Origin of the sequence: Burkholderia pseudomultivorans (assembly GCF_902499075.1) — a bacterium.
Taxonomy (GTDB): domain Bacteria; phylum Pseudomonadota; class Gammaproteobacteria; order Burkholderiales; family Burkholderiaceae; genus Burkholderia; species Burkholderia pseudomultivorans.
In genome coordinates this window covers 1-14,368 of sequence record NZ_CABVPP010000001.1, presented here as the reverse complement: position 1 = coordinate 14,368, position 14,368 = coordinate 1, and the positions used below count along the sequence as shown (strand labels likewise).

14 protein-coding genes, 2 pseudogenes and 1 other annotated feature are annotated in these 14,368 nt (G+C 66.2%); of the genes and pseudogenes, 10 read left to right on the top strand and 6 right to left on the bottom strand.

Annotated features, from left to right (window positions below; all coding sequences use genetic code 11):
- Positions 1 to 26 precede the first annotated feature (26 nt).
- The 3 genes from BST28156_RS00080 to BST28156_RS00070 form a co-directional block, all read right to left on the bottom strand.
- Positions 27 to 1,949 carry a peptidoglycan D,D-transpeptidase FtsI family protein gene (locus BST28156_RS00080; RefSeq protein WP_174901069.1) on the bottom strand — a complete coding sequence of 641 codons (1,923 nt, stop codon included), beginning with the start codon at positions 1,947 to 1,949 and terminating at the stop codon, positions 27 to 29.
- Positions 1,946 to 2,239 (bottom strand): hypothetical protein, encoded by a 294-nt coding sequence (locus BST28156_RS00075; protein WP_174901068.1) that lies wholly within the window; start codon positions 2,237 to 2,239, stop codon positions 1,946 to 1,948. Before BST28156_RS00075 ends, BST28156_RS00080 begins: the two co-directional genes overlap by 4 nt.
- A 137-nt stretch (positions 2,240 to 2,376) precedes the next feature.
- On the bottom strand, positions 2,377 to 2,724 hold the full coding sequence (locus tag BST28156_RS00070; protein ID WP_060238373.1) for a DUF3564 family protein: 348 nt from the start codon (positions 2,722 to 2,724) through the stop codon (positions 2,377 to 2,379).
- Between the two features lie 609 nt (positions 2,725 to 3,333).
- Here BST28156_RS00070 and BST28156_RS00065 point away from each other — a divergent pair.
- A complete protein-coding gene (locus BST28156_RS00065; protein ID WP_060238368.1) occupies positions 3,334 to 4,548 on the top strand; it encodes an SDR family oxidoreductase in 1,215 nt (404 codons plus the stop codon).
- A gap of 76 nt (positions 4,549 to 4,624) precedes the next feature.
- Here the strand turns inward: BST28156_RS00065 and hpaR are convergent, their stop codons facing one another.
- A complete protein-coding gene (gene hpaR, locus BST28156_RS00060; RefSeq protein ID WP_060238364.1) occupies positions 4,625 to 5,065 on the bottom strand; it encodes a homoprotocatechuate degradation operon regulator HpaR in 441 nt (146 codons plus the stop codon).
- Between the two features lie 152 nt (positions 5,066 to 5,217).
- Between hpaR and BST28156_RS00055 the strand changes: the two genes are divergently transcribed.
- The 7 genes from BST28156_RS00055 to hpaI are packed head-to-tail and all read left to right on the top strand — an operon-like array spanning position 5,218 to position 11,107.
- Positions 5,218 to 5,907 (top strand): fumarylacetoacetate hydrolase family protein, encoded by a 690-nt coding sequence (locus BST28156_RS00055; protein WP_174901067.1) that lies wholly within the window; start codon positions 5,218 to 5,220, stop codon positions 5,905 to 5,907.
- A complete protein-coding gene (locus BST28156_RS00050; RefSeq protein ID WP_174901066.1) occupies positions 5,904 to 6,668 on the top strand; it encodes a fumarylacetoacetate hydrolase family protein in 765 nt (254 codons plus the stop codon). Before BST28156_RS00055 ends, BST28156_RS00050 begins: the two co-directional genes overlap by 4 nt.
- A 22-nt stretch (positions 6,669 to 6,690) precedes the next feature.
- The gene (gene hpaE, locus BST28156_RS00045; protein ID WP_174901065.1) at positions 6,691 to 8,154 is read left to right on the top strand and encodes a 5-carboxymethyl-2-hydroxymuconate semialdehyde dehydrogenase; all 1,464 of its coding nucleotides are present in this window, start codon (positions 6,691 to 6,693) and stop codon (positions 8,152 to 8,154) included.
- Positions 8,155 to 8,197: 43 nt separating this feature from the next.
- Positions 8,198 to 9,046, top strand: coding sequence for a 3,4-dihydroxyphenylacetate 2,3-dioxygenase (gene hpaD / locus BST28156_RS00040; protein ID WP_174901064.1), 849 nt, complete (start codon positions 8,198 to 8,200; stop codon positions 9,044 to 9,046).
- 31 nt (positions 9,047 to 9,077) lie between these two features.
- A complete protein-coding gene (locus BST28156_RS00035) occupies positions 9,078 to 9,470 on the top strand; it encodes a 5-carboxymethyl-2-hydroxymuconate Delta-isomerase (RefSeq protein WP_174901063.1) in 393 nt (130 codons plus the stop codon).
- A 19-nt stretch (positions 9,471 to 9,489) separates the two neighbouring features.
- Positions 9,490 to 10,293 carry a 2-oxo-hept-4-ene-1,7-dioate hydratase gene (hpaH, locus tag BST28156_RS00030; protein ID WP_060238346.1) on the top strand — a complete coding sequence of 268 codons (804 nt, stop codon included), beginning with the start codon at positions 9,490 to 9,492 and terminating at the stop codon, positions 10,291 to 10,293.
- 7 nt (positions 10,294 to 10,300) lie between these two features.
- Entirely contained in the window at positions 10,301 to 11,107 is an 807-nt protein-coding gene (gene hpaI, locus BST28156_RS00025; protein WP_174901062.1) for a 4-hydroxy-2-oxoheptanedioate aldolase, read from the top strand.
- Between the two features lie 187 nt (positions 11,108 to 11,294).
- Here the strand turns inward: hpaI and BST28156_RS00020 are convergent.
- Positions 11,295 to 11,531, bottom strand: a pseudogene (locus tag BST28156_RS00020) (integrase core domain-containing protein); the annotation flags it as partial.
- A gap of 156 nt (positions 11,532 to 11,687) precedes the next feature.
- Between BST28156_RS00020 and BST28156_RS00015 the strand changes: the two are divergent.
- Together BST28156_RS00015 and BST28156_RS00010 are read left to right on the top strand one after the other, a co-directional pair.
- Positions 11,688 to 12,922, top strand: a protein-coding gene (locus tag BST28156_RS00015; protein ID WP_174901061.1) for an IS3 family transposase whose coding sequence is annotated in 2 segments (ribosomal slippage) — positions 11,688 to 11,979 and positions 11,979 to 12,922 — 1,236 coding nt in all. Because the reading frame shifts where the segments join, the coding sequence is not laid out codon by codon here.
- Positions 11,969 to 12,085: a sequence feature (AL1L pseudoknot), on the top strand. It overlaps the preceding gene by 117 nt.
- Before the next feature lie 31 nt (positions 12,923 to 12,953).
- A pseudogene (locus BST28156_RS00010) lies at positions 12,954 to 13,061 on the top strand (PAAR domain-containing protein); the annotation flags it as partial.
- 392 nt (positions 13,062 to 13,453) lie between these two features.
- Here the strand turns inward: BST28156_RS00010 and BST28156_RS00005 are convergent.
- Positions 13,454 to 14,263, bottom strand: coding sequence for an AraC family transcriptional regulator (locus BST28156_RS00005; RefSeq protein WP_174901060.1), 810 nt, complete (start codon positions 14,261 to 14,263; stop codon positions 13,454 to 13,456).
- Between the last annotated feature and the right edge of the window lie 105 nt (positions 14,264 to 14,368).

Below are 14,368 nucleotides of genomic sequence, written 5' to 3'. Positions count from 1 at the left end.
CGCGCCGCGTGCCAGGCGGCGTGGTGTCAGCCGGCCGCCGTTTTCTTCTGCACGGCCGTGCCGGATTGCGCGGCCGTTTCGACTGGTGCGGCGGACTTCGGGGCGCCCGCGGTTTTCGCTGCAGCGCCTGCCTGCGGCGTCGTTGCCGTCCTCGCATGCGTGGCCGCGGCCGTCTTCTGCGGCACCGGTCCCTTCCTGACCGGCGCATCCTTATCGGCTTCGACCGGCGCATCGGGCGGCACGCCGAGCAACTGCAGCGAGCCGCTCGTGACCGACGAGAACACCGGCCCGGCCACCGTGCCGCCGTAGTAGCCCTTGCCGCGCGGCTCGTCGATCATCACCGCGACGATCAGGCGCGGGTTGCTCATCGGCGCCATGCCGGCGAACAGCGCGCGGTACTTGCCCTTCGCATACGTCGCGCCGACCTGCTTGCGCGCGGTGCCGGTCTTGCCGCCGATCCGGTAGCCGTCGACGCGCGCGCGGCGCCCCGTGCCGCCTTCGCCGACCGCCATCTCCAGCATCGAGCGAATCGCTGCGGCCGTCTGCGGCGACGTCACGCGATGGCCGCGATGCGCGTCGATCGTTTGCTGGTCGGTGCCGTTCTTCAGCAGCGACACCGGATGCAGCGTGCCGTCGCCCGCATACGCGGTGTAGGTCTGCGCGATCTGCAGCAGCGACATCGACAGCCCGTAGCCGTACGCCATCGTCGCCTGCTCGATCGGGCGCCAGCGCTTGTAGCCGCGCAGCCGGCCCGACGCGACGCCGGGGAACGTCAGTTCGGGCGCGCGGCCGATTCCGTATTCCTGATATTTGTTCCAGATCGTTTCGGCCGGCAGGTTCAGCGCCAGCTTCGCGAGCGCGACGTTGCTCGACTTCTGCAGCGCCTGCGACACGGTCAGCGAGCCGTGGTTCGACGTGTCGTGGATCACGGCCGGCCCGATCTTGTAGGTGCCCGGCGACGTATTGATGATCGTGTTCGGCGTGACCTTGCGCTCGTCGATCGACAGCGCGACGACGAGCGGCTTGATCGTCGAGCCGGGCTCGAACGTGTCGATCACCGCGCGATTGCGCAGCTGCTGGCCCGTGAGGCGCGCACGGTCGTTCGGATCGAAGGTCGGGTAGTTCGCGAGCGCGAGGATCTCGCCGTTCTGCGCATCGAGCACGACGACGCTGCCGGCCAGCGCATTGTTCTCGATCACCGCCGCCTTCAGCTGGCTGAACGCGAGCTGCTGGATGCGCCGGTCGATCGTCAGCTCGATCGTCGCGCCGTGCTGCGCGGGCACCAGCGGGCGCGTGTCCGACACGATGCGGCCGAGCCGGTCGCGGATCACCTCGCGCTGGCCGGACGTGCCCGACAGCCGCTGGTTCGCCGCGAGTTCGACGCCTTCCTGGCCCTGGTCCTCGACGTTCGTGAAGCCGACCACGTGCGCGGCCGATTCGCCTTCCGGATAGAAGCGTTTCGAGTCGGCGATCTGCGTGATGCCGTCGATCGCGAGCTTGTCGAGCCGGCCCGCGGTATCGGCGTCGACCTGGCGCTTGAGCAGCACGAAGGTCTTGTCGTTGCCGAGCCGCCGCTTCACTTCGGCGAGCGGCATGTCGAGCAGCTTCGCGATCTGCGGGTAGTCGGTGTCGGCGACCTGTTTCGGGTTCGCCCAGATTTCGTAGGTCGACAGGCTGACCGCGAGCATCGCGCCGTTGCGGTCGACGATGCGCCCGCGCATCGCGTCGAGCTCGATCGTGCGCTGGTAGCGCTTCTGGCCCTGGCCGACGTAGAAATCCTGGTTCGCGACCTGCACCCAGAACGCGCGCGCGATCAGCGCGGCGAACGCGAGGAACACGATGATCACGATCAGCTTCGAGCGCCACATCGGCAGGCGGGATGCGAGCATCGGATGCTTGGTCGCGGTTGCGTACGGATCGGCGGGGTGGGTCTTCTTTTTTACGCTCATGCAATGGCCGGGTCGGGCCGCCCGTCGGCGGCGGTTGATTCGGAATAATGCGATTGTAATAAATGAGTAAACATCATGTGGGGAAAGTGTGCTCCGGCACGCATGATTGTCGTGCGGAGGCAGGTCGGACGATCGTTGCGAAAAAGTGCGGAAAGCGTGCCGGACGGCTCGATTCGGTCGGCGGGGTAGCGAATCGCCGGCGCGGTCCGTGCGAAGGGGTGAGGCCCGATGGGGCGGGGCTCGGAGGGAATTCTCGCGGCGCGCAGTTCCGCGGCCGACAACGGATTCATCTCCGTCCCCAAATAACAATTAAATCGAAAAATAAAAAAGCGCTCCGCCGCGGAGCGCTTTTTTTATTTCGAATATCGAAAAGAATATTTCCGATACGGGAATAAACCCGAAAACCGCAGACGATTGGGTCGGGGAATTATCGGGCAACCGAAATGAATTCGTGATATTCCGGCTGGGTCGTGCAGCGATCGACTTCCTGCAGCCGCCATGCGCCGTCGGGATGATCGCCGGCGAGCACCGCGGTGCCCTGTTCGCGCTGCGTCGCATCGAACGACAGCCCTTGCAGCTTGCAGACGGCGTTCCCGCCATCGGCCGCGCAGAGCGCCATCGCGCCCTCGACGTCGCGGACCTTGCCCCAGGTTGGAAGATCGATGCCCTGATGTGCCTCGCGCGACCACAGTCCTTCGTCGGTGTCGACCCACAGTACCGCGAAGGATTGCCGGGTTGCCGATTCGCTGCCATTAATCCGAATGGTGAGGCGCATTGGATCGTCTCCTATAAGAAATGACAAACTCGATCGATTTGACTTGAACAGTCTAGATAGACTGCGGTGAAACGCAAGTGATAATCCTCGATAAATCTGCGGCGCGTTCATTGGCGTTTCATATGAAACGATGTCTGACGATACACGGTCGTGCGGCCGTGGGCGGCGGACAGGCGCGGGCATGGGGCCGGCGGGCGAGGTGGGTGAGGTGGGCGGCGATGCCGGTTCGAGAGATCCGACGACTCCGGCCCGCCCGGACGCGTCGATCTGTCGCGCTGCCGCGGTTGCCGGCATCGATCGCGGCGCGTCGGCGCCGGTGCACATGACAGACTCCGACAATCGCGTACAAATCCACACACTTTCACGAAACTTTCGGGACAGACTTGCGTTCGATCGGGCCCCACACTGGGAATTTCCCGATTCTGCGCTGCGGACCCGCGTCCGCGGCGGCGGCCGCCTCGTGCCAGAGACGCGATCGACGCGATCGCGGGCCGTTTGCCCGGTCGGGACAGCGCCGGGGCGCGCGTCGCCCCGGCCCGGCCGACTGGCGGGGGCAACCCGTATCCGGGTTCATCGTGCCGCCGGGCCGATTCTTCGAAGGAGACTATCGTGCTGATCTGGAAAACCGCGCTGTCGCTCAACTGGCGCACGAGCCTCGTGTCGCCGGCCAGCGCACCGGTCGCAGCGGCGAACGTCGAGCGGCTGGTGCTGACCGGCGCGACCGGCTTCATCGGCAGCACCGTGCTGACCGCGCTCGTCAACGCGGGGCTGCTCGAGCGCATCGTGTGCGTGGTGCGCGCGCAGGATCGCGGCCATGCGGTCGCGCGGCTGCGCGAAGCGGCGCTGCGCGCCGGGCTCGCGCCGTACTGGGCGTCGCGCCTCGGCGATGCGAACGTGATCGTCGGTGCGCTCGGCGACGTCTGGCACGGGGCCGACGCGTCGCGCCTCGCGGGCGCGACGCACGTGATCCACTGCGCGGGCCATGCGTCGCCGGCCGACGGCGCGCACTTGCAGGCCGACCTCGCCGATGCGCTGCGCTTTGCCGAACGGTTCGCGCGGTCGCCGCGCCTGCAGCGCTTCGTCTACGTCGGCACCGCGTTCGCCCATGCGGGCCGCGGCGGGATCGTGCACGAGCAGCCGGCCGACGATGCGGTCGCGGCCGATGCGACCGGCGACGGCGAACGGCTGCCGGGCGCCGTGCTCGCGGCCGGCTATCTGCATGCGAAGGCCGAAACGGAGCGGCGTCTGCGCGCGCTCGGGCTGCCGCTCGTCGTCGTGCGGCCGTCGCATGTCGTCGGCCATACGGTGCTCGGCACGCGGCCTGCGCCGAATTCGTTCTGGATGTTCCGTGTCGCACACGCGGCGCGCCGCTTCACCGCGCGACCGATGACGCGCATCGATATCGTGTCGGTGGACGACGTCGCGCGCGCGACGATGCTGCTGGCCGTCAAGCCGACGCTCGCGCACGACGTCTACCACGTGTCGGCGGGCGACGAGGCGCCGCAGGTCGCGCAGATCGTGCGCGCGATGGACGAGGCGGCCGGCATGACGGGGGCGCCGCGCTATGCGGCGTGCGCGCCGGCCGATCTGCCGCTGGTGGTGCGCGACGTGCTCGGTCGGCGCGATCCGGCGCTCGAACGCGTGATCGGCAAGGCGCTGCGCCGTTTCGCGGAATTCTCGACGGTCGATCGCGTGTTCGACAACCGCCGCGTGCGCGACGAAATCGATTTCGAGCCGCTGCCGTTCATCGACTACGTCGAGGAATGCATGCGCACGTCACGCGGGATCGCGGTGACCGAACTGATGCGGGGCGCGCTGCACTGAGCGCGTGCGCCGCGCGAAGCCGGTTCCCGTCGGTGGCACCGGGTTTGCCGACGGGCGAACAGGTGTCGTCGCGTCATCACGCGCTACTGCCGAGTTCGATCAGCCGGTCGAGCGCGCGGTAGATGTCCTCGAGGCCGTCCTGGCCGAAACGCGCTTCGAGCTGCCGGTACTGCTCGTCGATGCGCGGACCGATTTCCGTGACCAGCTTCCTGCTTTGCGGCGTCAGGCTGACCAGCAGCCGGCGCTGATCCTCCTGCGCGCGCGTGCGCGTGATCAGGCCGTCGCGCTCCATGCGTTCGAGCACGCCGGTGAGGCTCGGGCTCAGGATGCAGCAGCGCCGCGCGATCTGGCCGGCTTCGAGCGCTTCCGACGGTTCGCCGTCCAGCACGCGGATGATCCGCCATTGCTGTTCGGTCAGGGCGAATTCCTTCAGGATGGGGCGGAACATGCCCATCAGCGTTTCGCGGGCCTCGAGCAGCAGCATGGCGAGATTGCGATGGTCGAGCGTACGGTTCATCGGGGTCGGATGTAGACGAGGATGCCTGAATCTTAGCAGCCGGCGGTGGCTCGATTCGCGTATCAGGGTAATCGAGGTTGTCAGCGTCCGATTGTTTACTTAAGATGTTAACTATTGACGATGCGCCGCGACGCGCGGCAGGGGAATGACGCATGGAGCTGTATTGCACGACCGCCGCGGCACCGCCGCTTCCGGTTGCGATCGGTACCGTCTACGGTACGCTGCTCAACGAGCGTGCTGCGCTCGACGCGCTCGGCGAAGCCGTCCACGCGGCGCCTTACGGCCGTCCGCCGCAGGCGCCGATCCTTTACATCAAGCCGGCCAACACGCATGCGGCCGACGGCGCAGCCGTCGTCGTGCCGGCCGGCGTCGACGCGCTGGAGATCGGCGCGTCGGTGGCCGTCGTGTTCGCGCGCCGCGCGACCCGCGTGCCGGCCGCGCACGCACTCGGCTACGTGCACGGCTTCACGCTCGCGAGCGACGTGTCGGTGCCGCATCCCGACTATTACCGTCCGGCCGTGCGTTTCAAGTGCCGCGACGGCTTCTGCCCGCTGGGCCCGGCCATCGTGCCGGCCGCCGCGCTGGCCGACGTCGACGCGATCGGGCTGACCGTGCGGATCGACGGCGAAGTCGCGGCATCCGCATCGACCGCCACGCTGATTCGCCCGGTGCGCGAGCTGATCGCCGACATCACGTCGTTCATGTCGTTCGACGCGGGCGACGTGCTGCTGCTCGGCGTCGCCGGCGGTGCGCCGCGCGCCCGCGCGGGCAGCGCGATCGAGATCGCCGCCGACGGCATCGGCACGCTGCGGCACACGCTGATCGAGGAGGGCGCACGATGAGGACCGCACGCGTGATCTACAACGGCGCATTGCACGCGGCCGAGCCGGCCGGCGACGGCGCGATCCGTCTCGATACCGGGCGCGTGGTCGCCGAGGACGCCGTCGCGTGGCTGCCGCCCGTCGCGCCGCGCACGACCTTCGCGCTCGGCCTGAACTATGCGGACCACGCGAAGGAACTCGCGTTCAAGGCGCCGAGCGAGCCGCTGATCTTCCTGAAGGGGCCGAACACGTTCATCGGCCACCGGTCGCGCACCGTGCGTCCGGCGGACGCGATGCACATGCACTACGAGTGCGAGCTGGCCGTCGTGATCGGCCGGCCCGCGCGCAACGTGCGCCGCGCGCAGGCGCTCGACTACGTCGCCGGCTACACGGTCGCGAACGACTACGCGATCCGCGACTATCTCGAGAACTACTACCGGCCGAACCTGCGCGTGAAGAACCGCGACACCTGCACGCCGCTCGGGCCGTGGTTCGTCAGCCGCGACGAGATCGGCGACGCGAACGATCTCACGTTGCGCACGACGGTCAACGGCGAGGAGACGCAGCGCGGCAGCACGCGCGACATGATTTTCGACGTGCCCGCGCTGATCGAGCACATCAGCGGCTTCATGACGCTCGCGCCGGGCGACCTGATCCTGACCGGCACGCCGGAAGGGCTGGCCGATACGAAGCCGGGCGACGAGGTCGTCACCGAGATCGAAGGAATCGGCCGGCTCGTGAACACGATCGTCGGCGAGCACGACTACTATCGCGCCGGCTGAGCCCGTCGCACAAGGAGAGCAGATGACCATCAAGCACTGGATCGACGGCCGCGAGGTCGACAGCCGCGAGACCTTCACGACGCTGAATCCCGCGACCGGCGAAGCGATCACCGAGGTTGCGTCGGGCGGCGAGGCTGAAGTCGACGCGGCCGTGCGCGCGGCGAAGGAAGCGTTCCCGAAGTGGGCCAATACGCCCGCGAAGGAGCGCGCGAAGCTGATGCGCAAGCTCGGCGAGCTGATCGAGAAGAACGTGCCGGCGCTCGCGGCGCTGGAGACGCAGGACACCGGCTTGCCGATCGCGCAGACCAGCAAGCAGCTGATTCCGCGCGCGTCGGAGAATTTCAACTTCTTCGCGGAAGTCTGCGTGCAGATGAACGGCCGCACCTATCCGGTCGACGACCAGATGCTGAACTACACGCTGTACCAGCCGGTCGGCGTGTGCGCGCTGGTGTCGCCGTGGAACGTGCCGTTCATGACCGCGACGTGGAAAACGGCGCCGTGCCTCGCGCTCGGCAACACGGCCGTGCTGAAGATGTCCGAGCTGTCGCCGCTGACGGCCGACCAGCTCGGCCGCCTCGCGCTCGAAGCGGGGATTCCGCGCGGCGTGCTGAACGTCGTGCAGGGTTACGGCGCGACGGCCGGCGACGCGCTGGTGCGGCATCCGGATGTGCGTGCGGTGTCGTTTACCGGCGGCACGGTCACGGGCAAGCGGATCATGGAGCGCGCGGGCCTGAAGAAGTATTCGATGGAGCTCGGCGGCAAGTCGCCGGTGCTGATTTTCGACGATGCCGATTTCGATCGTGCGCTCGACGCGTCGCTGTTCACGATCTTCTCGATCAACGGCGAACGCTGCACCGCGGGTTCGCGGATCTTCGTGCAGCGCACGATCTACGATCGCTTCGTGCAGGAGTTCTCGCGCCGCGCGAACAACCTCGTGGTCGGCGATCCGTCCGATCCGGCGACCCAGCTCGGCGCGATGATCACGCGCCAGCACTGGGAGAAGGTGACGGGCTACATCCGCATCGGCGAGCAGGAAGGCGCGCGAATCGTCGCCGGCGGCGCGGACAAGCCGGCGGGCCTGCCCGATCACCTGCGCAACGGCAACTTCGTGCGGCCGACCGTATTCGCCGACGTCGACAACCGGATGCGCATCGCGCAGGAGGAGATCTTCGGGCCGGTCGCGTGCCTGATTCCGTTCGAGAACGAGGAAGAAGGGCTGCGGCTCGCGAACGATACGGCCTACGGGCTCGCGTCGTACATCTGGACGCAGGACGTCGGCAAGGTGCATCGTCTGGCGCGCGGCATCGAGGCCGGCATGGTGTTCGTGAACAGCCAGAACGTGCGCGACCTGCGCCAGCCGTTCGGCGGCGTGAAGGAGTCGGGCACCGGACGCGAAGGCGGCGAGTACAGCTTCGAGGTGTTTGCGGAGATCAAGAACGTCTGCATCTCGATGGGCTCGCATCATATTCCGCGCTGGGGCATGTGACGGCTGCGGGGCGATCTGCCGAAAGAACAAAAGGAGACTCATGATGGGCAAACTGTCCCTCGCCGCGAAGATCACGCATGTGCCGTCGATGTACCTGTCGGAGTTCCCCGGCAAGCATCATGGCTGTCGTGAAGCGGCGATCCGCGGCCATCAGTTGATCGGCGAGCGCTGCCGCGCGCTCGGCGTCGACACGATCGTCGTGTCGGACGTGCACTGGCTCGTCAATGCCGGCTATCACGTGAACTGCAACGCGCGGTTCGCGGGCACGTACACGAGCAACGAGCTGCCGCATTTCATCCGCGACATGACGTACGCGTATCCGGGCAACCCTGCGCTCGGCCGGCTGATCGCAGAAACGGCCAGCGAACGCGGGATCGCGACGCGCGCGCACGAGATCGACAGCCTCGAACTCGAGTACGGCACGCTCGTGCCGATGCGCTACATGAACGGCGACCAGCACTTCAAGGTCGTGTCGATCGCGGGCTGGTGCGCGTGGCATCAGCTCGACGAAAGCCGCCGCTTCGGCGAAGCGCTGCTCGAAGCGATCGAGAAGAGCGATTCGAACGTCGCGTTCCTCGCGAGCGGATCGCTGTCGCACCGCTTCAACGACAACGGCAGCCCGGAGGAATCGATCCACGAGATCAGCCGCGAATTTTTCCGTCAGGTCGACCTGCGCGTGGTCGAGCTGTGGAAGCAGGGCGATTTCAAGACGTTCTGCGCGATGCTGCCCGAGTACAACACGCATTGCCACGGCGAGGGCGGGATGCACGACACCGCGATGCTGCTCGGGCTGCTCGGCTGGGACCGTTACGACAAGCCGGTCGAGATCGTTACCGACTACTTCGCGAGTTCGGGGACGGGGCAGATCAATGCGATTTTTCCGCTGCGCTGAGGGCTGAAGCGCCCTCGACAGGAGATTGGCCATGCCACATATCGTCGTCGAATACACCGCGAACATCCGCGACGACGCGCGCATTCCGGCGCTGCTGCGCACGATCAACGCGACGCTGATCGCGCAGGGCGGCGTGTTTCCGATCGGCGGCATCCGCTCGCGCGCGATCGAGCTGCAGGACTACTGCGTCGCCGACGGCACCGCGGACGACGCGTTCGTCCACGTGACGCTGAAGATCGGCTCGGGCCGCAGCGACGCACAGAAAAAAGCCGCGTGCAACGCGCTGTTCGATGCGATCAAGACGCATTTCGCCGAACTGTACGCGAAGCGCTATCTTGCGCTGTCGATGGAGCTGACCGAGTTCAGCGAAAGCGGCACATACAAGCACAACAACATCCATGCCCGCTACAAGCGGGCCGACTGACCCCGATTCCGACCCGACCATGCTCGATACCGCCACCATCGACCAGCTCGCCCGGCGCCTGCACGACGCCGAGCGCGAGCGCAAGCAGATCCGCCAGATTTCGCTCGACCATCCCGACATCACGATCGACGACGCGTATGCGATCCAGCGCGCGTGGGTCGCGCTCAAGCTCGCGGAAGGGCGCACGCTGAAGGGGCACAAAATCGGCCTCACGTCGAAGGCGATGCAGAACACGTCGCAGATCGACGAGCCCGACTACGGCGCGCTGCTCGACGACATGTTCTTCGACGACGGCGGCACGATTCCGACCGGCCGCTTCATCGTGCCGCGCGTCGAGGTCGAGCTCGCGTTCGTGCTCGGCAAGCGCTTGAGCGGCCCGGACTGCACGATCTTCGACGTGTACGACGCGGTCGACTACGTGGTGCCCGCGCTCGAGATCATCGATGCGCGCAGCCAGTCGATCGACCCCGACACGCAGCGGCCGCGCAAGGTGTTCGACACGATCGCCGACAACGCGGCGAACGCGGGCGTCGTGATCGGCGGACGGCCCGTGAAGCCGCAGGACGTCGACCTGCGCTGGGTCGCGGCGATCATGTCGCGCAACGGCGTGGTCGAGGAAACCGGCGTCGCGGCCGGCGTGCTGAACCATCCGGCGAACGGCGTCGCGTGGCTCGCAAACCGGCTGTCGCGCTTCGACGTCGCGCTGGAGCCGGGCCAGATCGTGCTCGGCGGATCGTTTACGCGGCCGTGCGCGGCGCGGCCGGGCGATACGTTCAGCGTCGACTACGGCCCGCTCGGGACGATTCAGTGCTACTTCGGGTGAACCCACGATGCAGATTCCTTCGAATGCCTTCAAGGCCGCGCTCGCGCGCGGCGACGCGCAGATCGGGCTGTGGCTCGGCCTGGCCAATGCGTACAGCGCGGAAGTCGTCGCGGGCGCCGGTTTCGACTGGCTGCTGATCGACGGCGAGCACGCGCCGAACACGGTGCCGACGATCCTCGCGCAACTGCAGGCGATCGCGCCGTATCCGTCGCAGCCGGTCGTGCGCGTGCCGTGGAACGATCCGGTGATCGTCAAGCAGGTGCTCGACCTCGGTGCGCAGACGCTGCTCGTGCCGATGGTGCAGAGCGCCGACGAAGCGCGCGCGGCGGTGGCGGCGACGCGTTATCCGCCGCACGGGATTCGCGGCGTCGGCAGCGCGCTCGCGCGCGCGTCGCGCTGGAATCGCGTGGACGATTACCTGCATCGCGCGAATGAAGAGATGGCGGTGCTCGTGCAGGTCGAGACGCGCGCGGGACTCGATGCGGTCGATGCGATCGCGCGCGTCGAAGGCGTGGATGGCGTGTTCATCGGGCCGGCGGATCTCGCGGCCGATCTCGGGCATCTCGGCCATCCCGGGCATCCGGATGTGCAGGCGGCGATCGACGGCGCGATCCGGGCGATCAAGGCGGCGGGGAAGGCGCCGGGGATTCTCAGCGCGGATGAGGCGGCCGCGCGGCGTTATCTCGAAGCGGGGGCGCTGTTTGTGGCGGTCGGCGTCGATACGACGCTACTGGCGAGGGGGGCGGAGCGGTTGGCGGCGCAGTTCAAGGGGAAGGAGGGGGATACTGGGAAGAAGGGGGATGGGACGTATTGAACGGACCGGACATGTCGGTGTTCAAAGGGCGGCATCAATTTCCGTTTGCTGCGATTTTCGTTTATATCGAACAAAGTTGCGCCATCCAGCCCCCCGTTTGGAGCGCGTGGCGCCTCACACCGCGATGACCGATACGATCTCTCTCGTCGAGCGCTAGATGCGGGCGGCTGCCGAAGGGAGGCATGCGCTAGTTGTGAAGCGTCAAGAGGTTGTTTCTCGACGCAGGAAGTCTCGCCATCGGCGCAACGCCGCCGATGGCGCTATGAGCTCGATGCCAGTTGTCGTGATGCTGCCACGCCAAGGCTTCGATGCGATGAGCCGAGCTTTGGTACGTCCATGCATAGGCCCACTCACGTAAAGCCGACTGGATGAAGCGTTCAGCTTTACCGTTGGTCTGCGGACGATACGCTCGCGTAAATTTGTGTGTCGGATACCCAGAACCTGTCCGCATTTTTGTGGGCGAGGCGGTTGAACAACGCGTTATCCACGCGCCTGCGTAAATCGCTCTCCGAACAGGATAGCAAACTGGTTGAACCGCCCCGGATTTTGTGGAGGCTCCAACTCTTGAGAGAATGGAGCCATGAACAAGAAGGGAACCAAGTTTTCGCCGGAAGTCCGGGAGCGCGCAGTGCGTCTGGTGCGCGAGCAGCGTAGCGAACATCCGTCGATGTGGGCGGCGGTCGAATCGATTGCGCCGATGATCGGCTGCACACCGCAGACACTGCACGAGTGGGTCAAGCGCGACCAGATCGACCACGGTGAGCGCGATGGCGTGACCTCAGACGAGCGCGAGCGCCTCAAGGCCCTGGAGCGCGAAGTCAAGGAGTTGCGTCGTGCCAACGAGATTCTCAAGGTCGCGAGCGCGTTTTTCGCCCAGGCGGAGCTCGACCGCCGTTTCAAGTCCTGAAGGCCTTTATCGATCAGCATCGCGACACTTTCGGGGTCGAGCCGATCTGCAAGGTCTTGCGGATTGCCCCGTCGGGCTACCGACGCCATGCCGCGCAGCTTCGTGATCCGTCGCGGCGCTCTGTTCGCGCAATCCGCGATGAACGTCTGCGGCCGGAGATCGAGCGCGTGTGGCGGGCCAACATGCAGGTCTACGGCGCCGATAAAGTCTGGAAGCAGATGAACCGGGAGCGTATCGCGGTGGCGCGCTGCACGGTCGAACGGTTGATGAAGCAACTGGGTTTGCGCGGCGTGATGCGAGGCAAGCGTGTTCGCACGACTGTTCCTGATGCCATAGCCCCGCGCCCACTGGATCGGGTCAATCGCCAGTTCAAGGCGGCACGGCCGAACCAGCTCTGGGTTTCGGATTTCACCTACGTTTCGACGTGGCAGGGCTGGCTGTACGTAGCCTTCGTGATCGACGTGTTTGCTCGCCGTATTGTCGGCTGGCGCGTCAGCACCTCGATGACCACGGACTTCGTTCTGGATGCACTTGAACAGGCGCTTTACGCGCGACGCCCGGGCGACGACGGGACCTTGATCCACCATTCGGACAGAGGGTCCCAATACGTCAGCATTCGCTATAGCGAACGGCTGGCCGAAGCGGGCATCGAACCGTCGGTCGGCAGCCGGGGCGACAGCTATGACAACGCCTTGGCTGAAACCATCAACGGCTTGTACAAGGCCGAACTGATTCATCGCCGCACCTGGAAAACGCGGGAATCCGTTGAACTGGCAACGCTGGAGTGGGTGGTCTGGTTCAATCATCATCGATTGATGGAACCTCTCGGCTATATCCCGCCCGCCGAAGCTGAGGCAAACTACTATCGGCAACTTGAAACAGCTGCCGCTGAACCCGTATTAACTTAAACCAACCAGCCTCCACGATTCCCGGGGCGGTTCACACCCAACCTTCACCATCGATGGTCGACGCGTGGCACTACATGGTCATCGGACCGAATGTGGGTGCACCCTAATCGGTAGTATGTCTGTGGAAATCGGAGACTGAACCGCGCTACGCTTCCAAGAATGCTTTCAAGGGTTGGCGCCGGCAGCATACTGTAGTCACTGAGGGCCTTGTGTCGGCTGACCAGAGACTTTCGACTTGCTGCAATTCCTGATGATGCACGATTGGGATGCGGCGGTTCCTTGGCGGAGTTCGGCCAATATGCGCTGCAGGCGGCGATCGATGGCGCGATTCGGGCGATCAGGCGGCGAGGAAGGCGCCGGAGTTGTATGTCGAGGTCGGTGTCGATACAACGCTGCTGGCAAGGAGCTCGGAGCGGTTGGCGGCGCGGTTCAAGAGGAAGGAGGGTGAGGTCGTGGAGAAGGGAAACGGGACGTATTGAACGGACCGAGTCGGCGACGTCGATCCGATCGCCCCCCCGCGCTGCACGCGGATCATGACGAACTTCCGTCCTTCCTGGTTTCAAGTCGCGCAAGCTCCCCATACTTCCCCGGCGTCGTCCCTAGCGCACGCCGAAACATGTCGATGAACGCGCTCACGTTGTCGTAGCCGAGATCGAGCGCGATCGTCGTGACCGGCACGCCGTCGGCCAGTTTCTCGAGCGCGCGCATCAGCCGCGCCTGCTGACGCCACTGCGCGAACGTCAGCCCCGTCTCCGCGACAAAGCGCCGGCTCAGCGTGCGCGCGCCGATCCCGGCCCAGCGCGCCCAGTCTTCGAGCCGGCGGTTGTCGGCCAGATCGGCCGCGAGCGCATCGGTGATCCGGACGAGCCGCGGGTCGCGCGGCCGCACGAGGCCGAGCGACTGTGCCTCCGACGCGGCGATTTCGTCGACGATCACTTCGGCGATTCGCGTCTGTGCGGCGTCGAGCTCGGATCCATCCCAGCTCGCCGCGCGCCGCACGGCTTCCCGCAGCAACGGCGTCGTGCGGATCGCGCGCGGTTCCGACGGCAAGGCGCCGCAGCGCGCCTCGGCCACGAACACCGACCATCCCGAAAACGGCCCGAACGACTGCAGCCCGTGCCGGCAGTGTGGCGGAATCCAGATCGCATGGATCGCCGGCACGACCCAGTCCTGATCGTCGAGCCCGATCGACAGCAGCCCGCTCAGCGCGCCGACGAGTTGTCCGCGCGCATGCGCGTGCGGCGCGGTCGTACGCGCGTCGCGCTGCGTGAGCACGGCCGCGGCGACGAACGGACCGTCGTCGCTGAGCACGAGCCGCACGGGAAGAAGAGGGGCGGACATGGCCGAATCTCCGTATCGAATGGCTCTTAAAAGCTCTAACAAAAAGAGTTACGAGGGCTGTTAACCCGCTGCACGCTCTGTTAACCTCATCGTTGTTTCGCTAAC

Coding starts and splice junctions, on each gene's coding strand:
- BST28156_RS00050 (WP_174901066.1), top strand. CDS start 5,904: ATGAGGACCGCACGCGTGATCTACAACGGCGCATTGCACGCGGCCGAG.
- BST28156_RS00005 (WP_174901060.1), bottom strand. CDS start 14,263: ATGTCCGCCCCTCTTCTTCCCGTGCGGCTCGTGCTCAGCGACGACGGT.
- BST28156_RS00055 (WP_174901067.1), top strand. CDS start 5,218: ATGGAGCTGTATTGCACGACCGCCGCGGCACCGCCGCTTCCGGTTGCG.
- hpaI (WP_174901062.1), top strand. CDS start 10,301: ATGCAGATTCCTTCGAATGCCTTCAAGGCCGCGCTCGCGCGCGGCGAC.
- BST28156_RS00080 (WP_174901069.1), bottom strand. CDS start 1,949: ATGAGCGTAAAAAAGAAGACCCACCCCGCCGATCCGTACGCAACCGCG.
- BST28156_RS00070 (WP_060238373.1), bottom strand. CDS start 2,724: ATGCGCCTCACCATTCGGATTAATGGCAGCGAATCGGCAACCCGGCAA.
- BST28156_RS00075 (WP_174901068.1), bottom strand. CDS start 2,239: ATGAATCCGTTGTCGGCCGCGGAACTGCGCGCCGCGAGAATTCCCTCC.
- hpaE (WP_174901065.1), top strand. CDS start 6,691: ATGACCATCAAGCACTGGATCGACGGCCGCGAGGTCGACAGCCGCGAG.
- hpaR (WP_060238364.1), bottom strand. CDS start 5,065: ATGAACCGTACGCTCGACCATCGCAATCTCGCCATGCTGCTGCTCGAG.
- hpaH (WP_060238346.1), top strand. CDS start 9,490: ATGCTCGATACCGCCACCATCGACCAGCTCGCCCGGCGCCTGCACGAC.
- hpaD (WP_174901064.1), top strand. CDS start 8,198: ATGGGCAAACTGTCCCTCGCCGCGAAGATCACGCATGTGCCGTCGATG.
- BST28156_RS00035 (WP_174901063.1), top strand. CDS start 9,078: ATGCCACATATCGTCGTCGAATACACCGCGAACATCCGCGACGACGCG.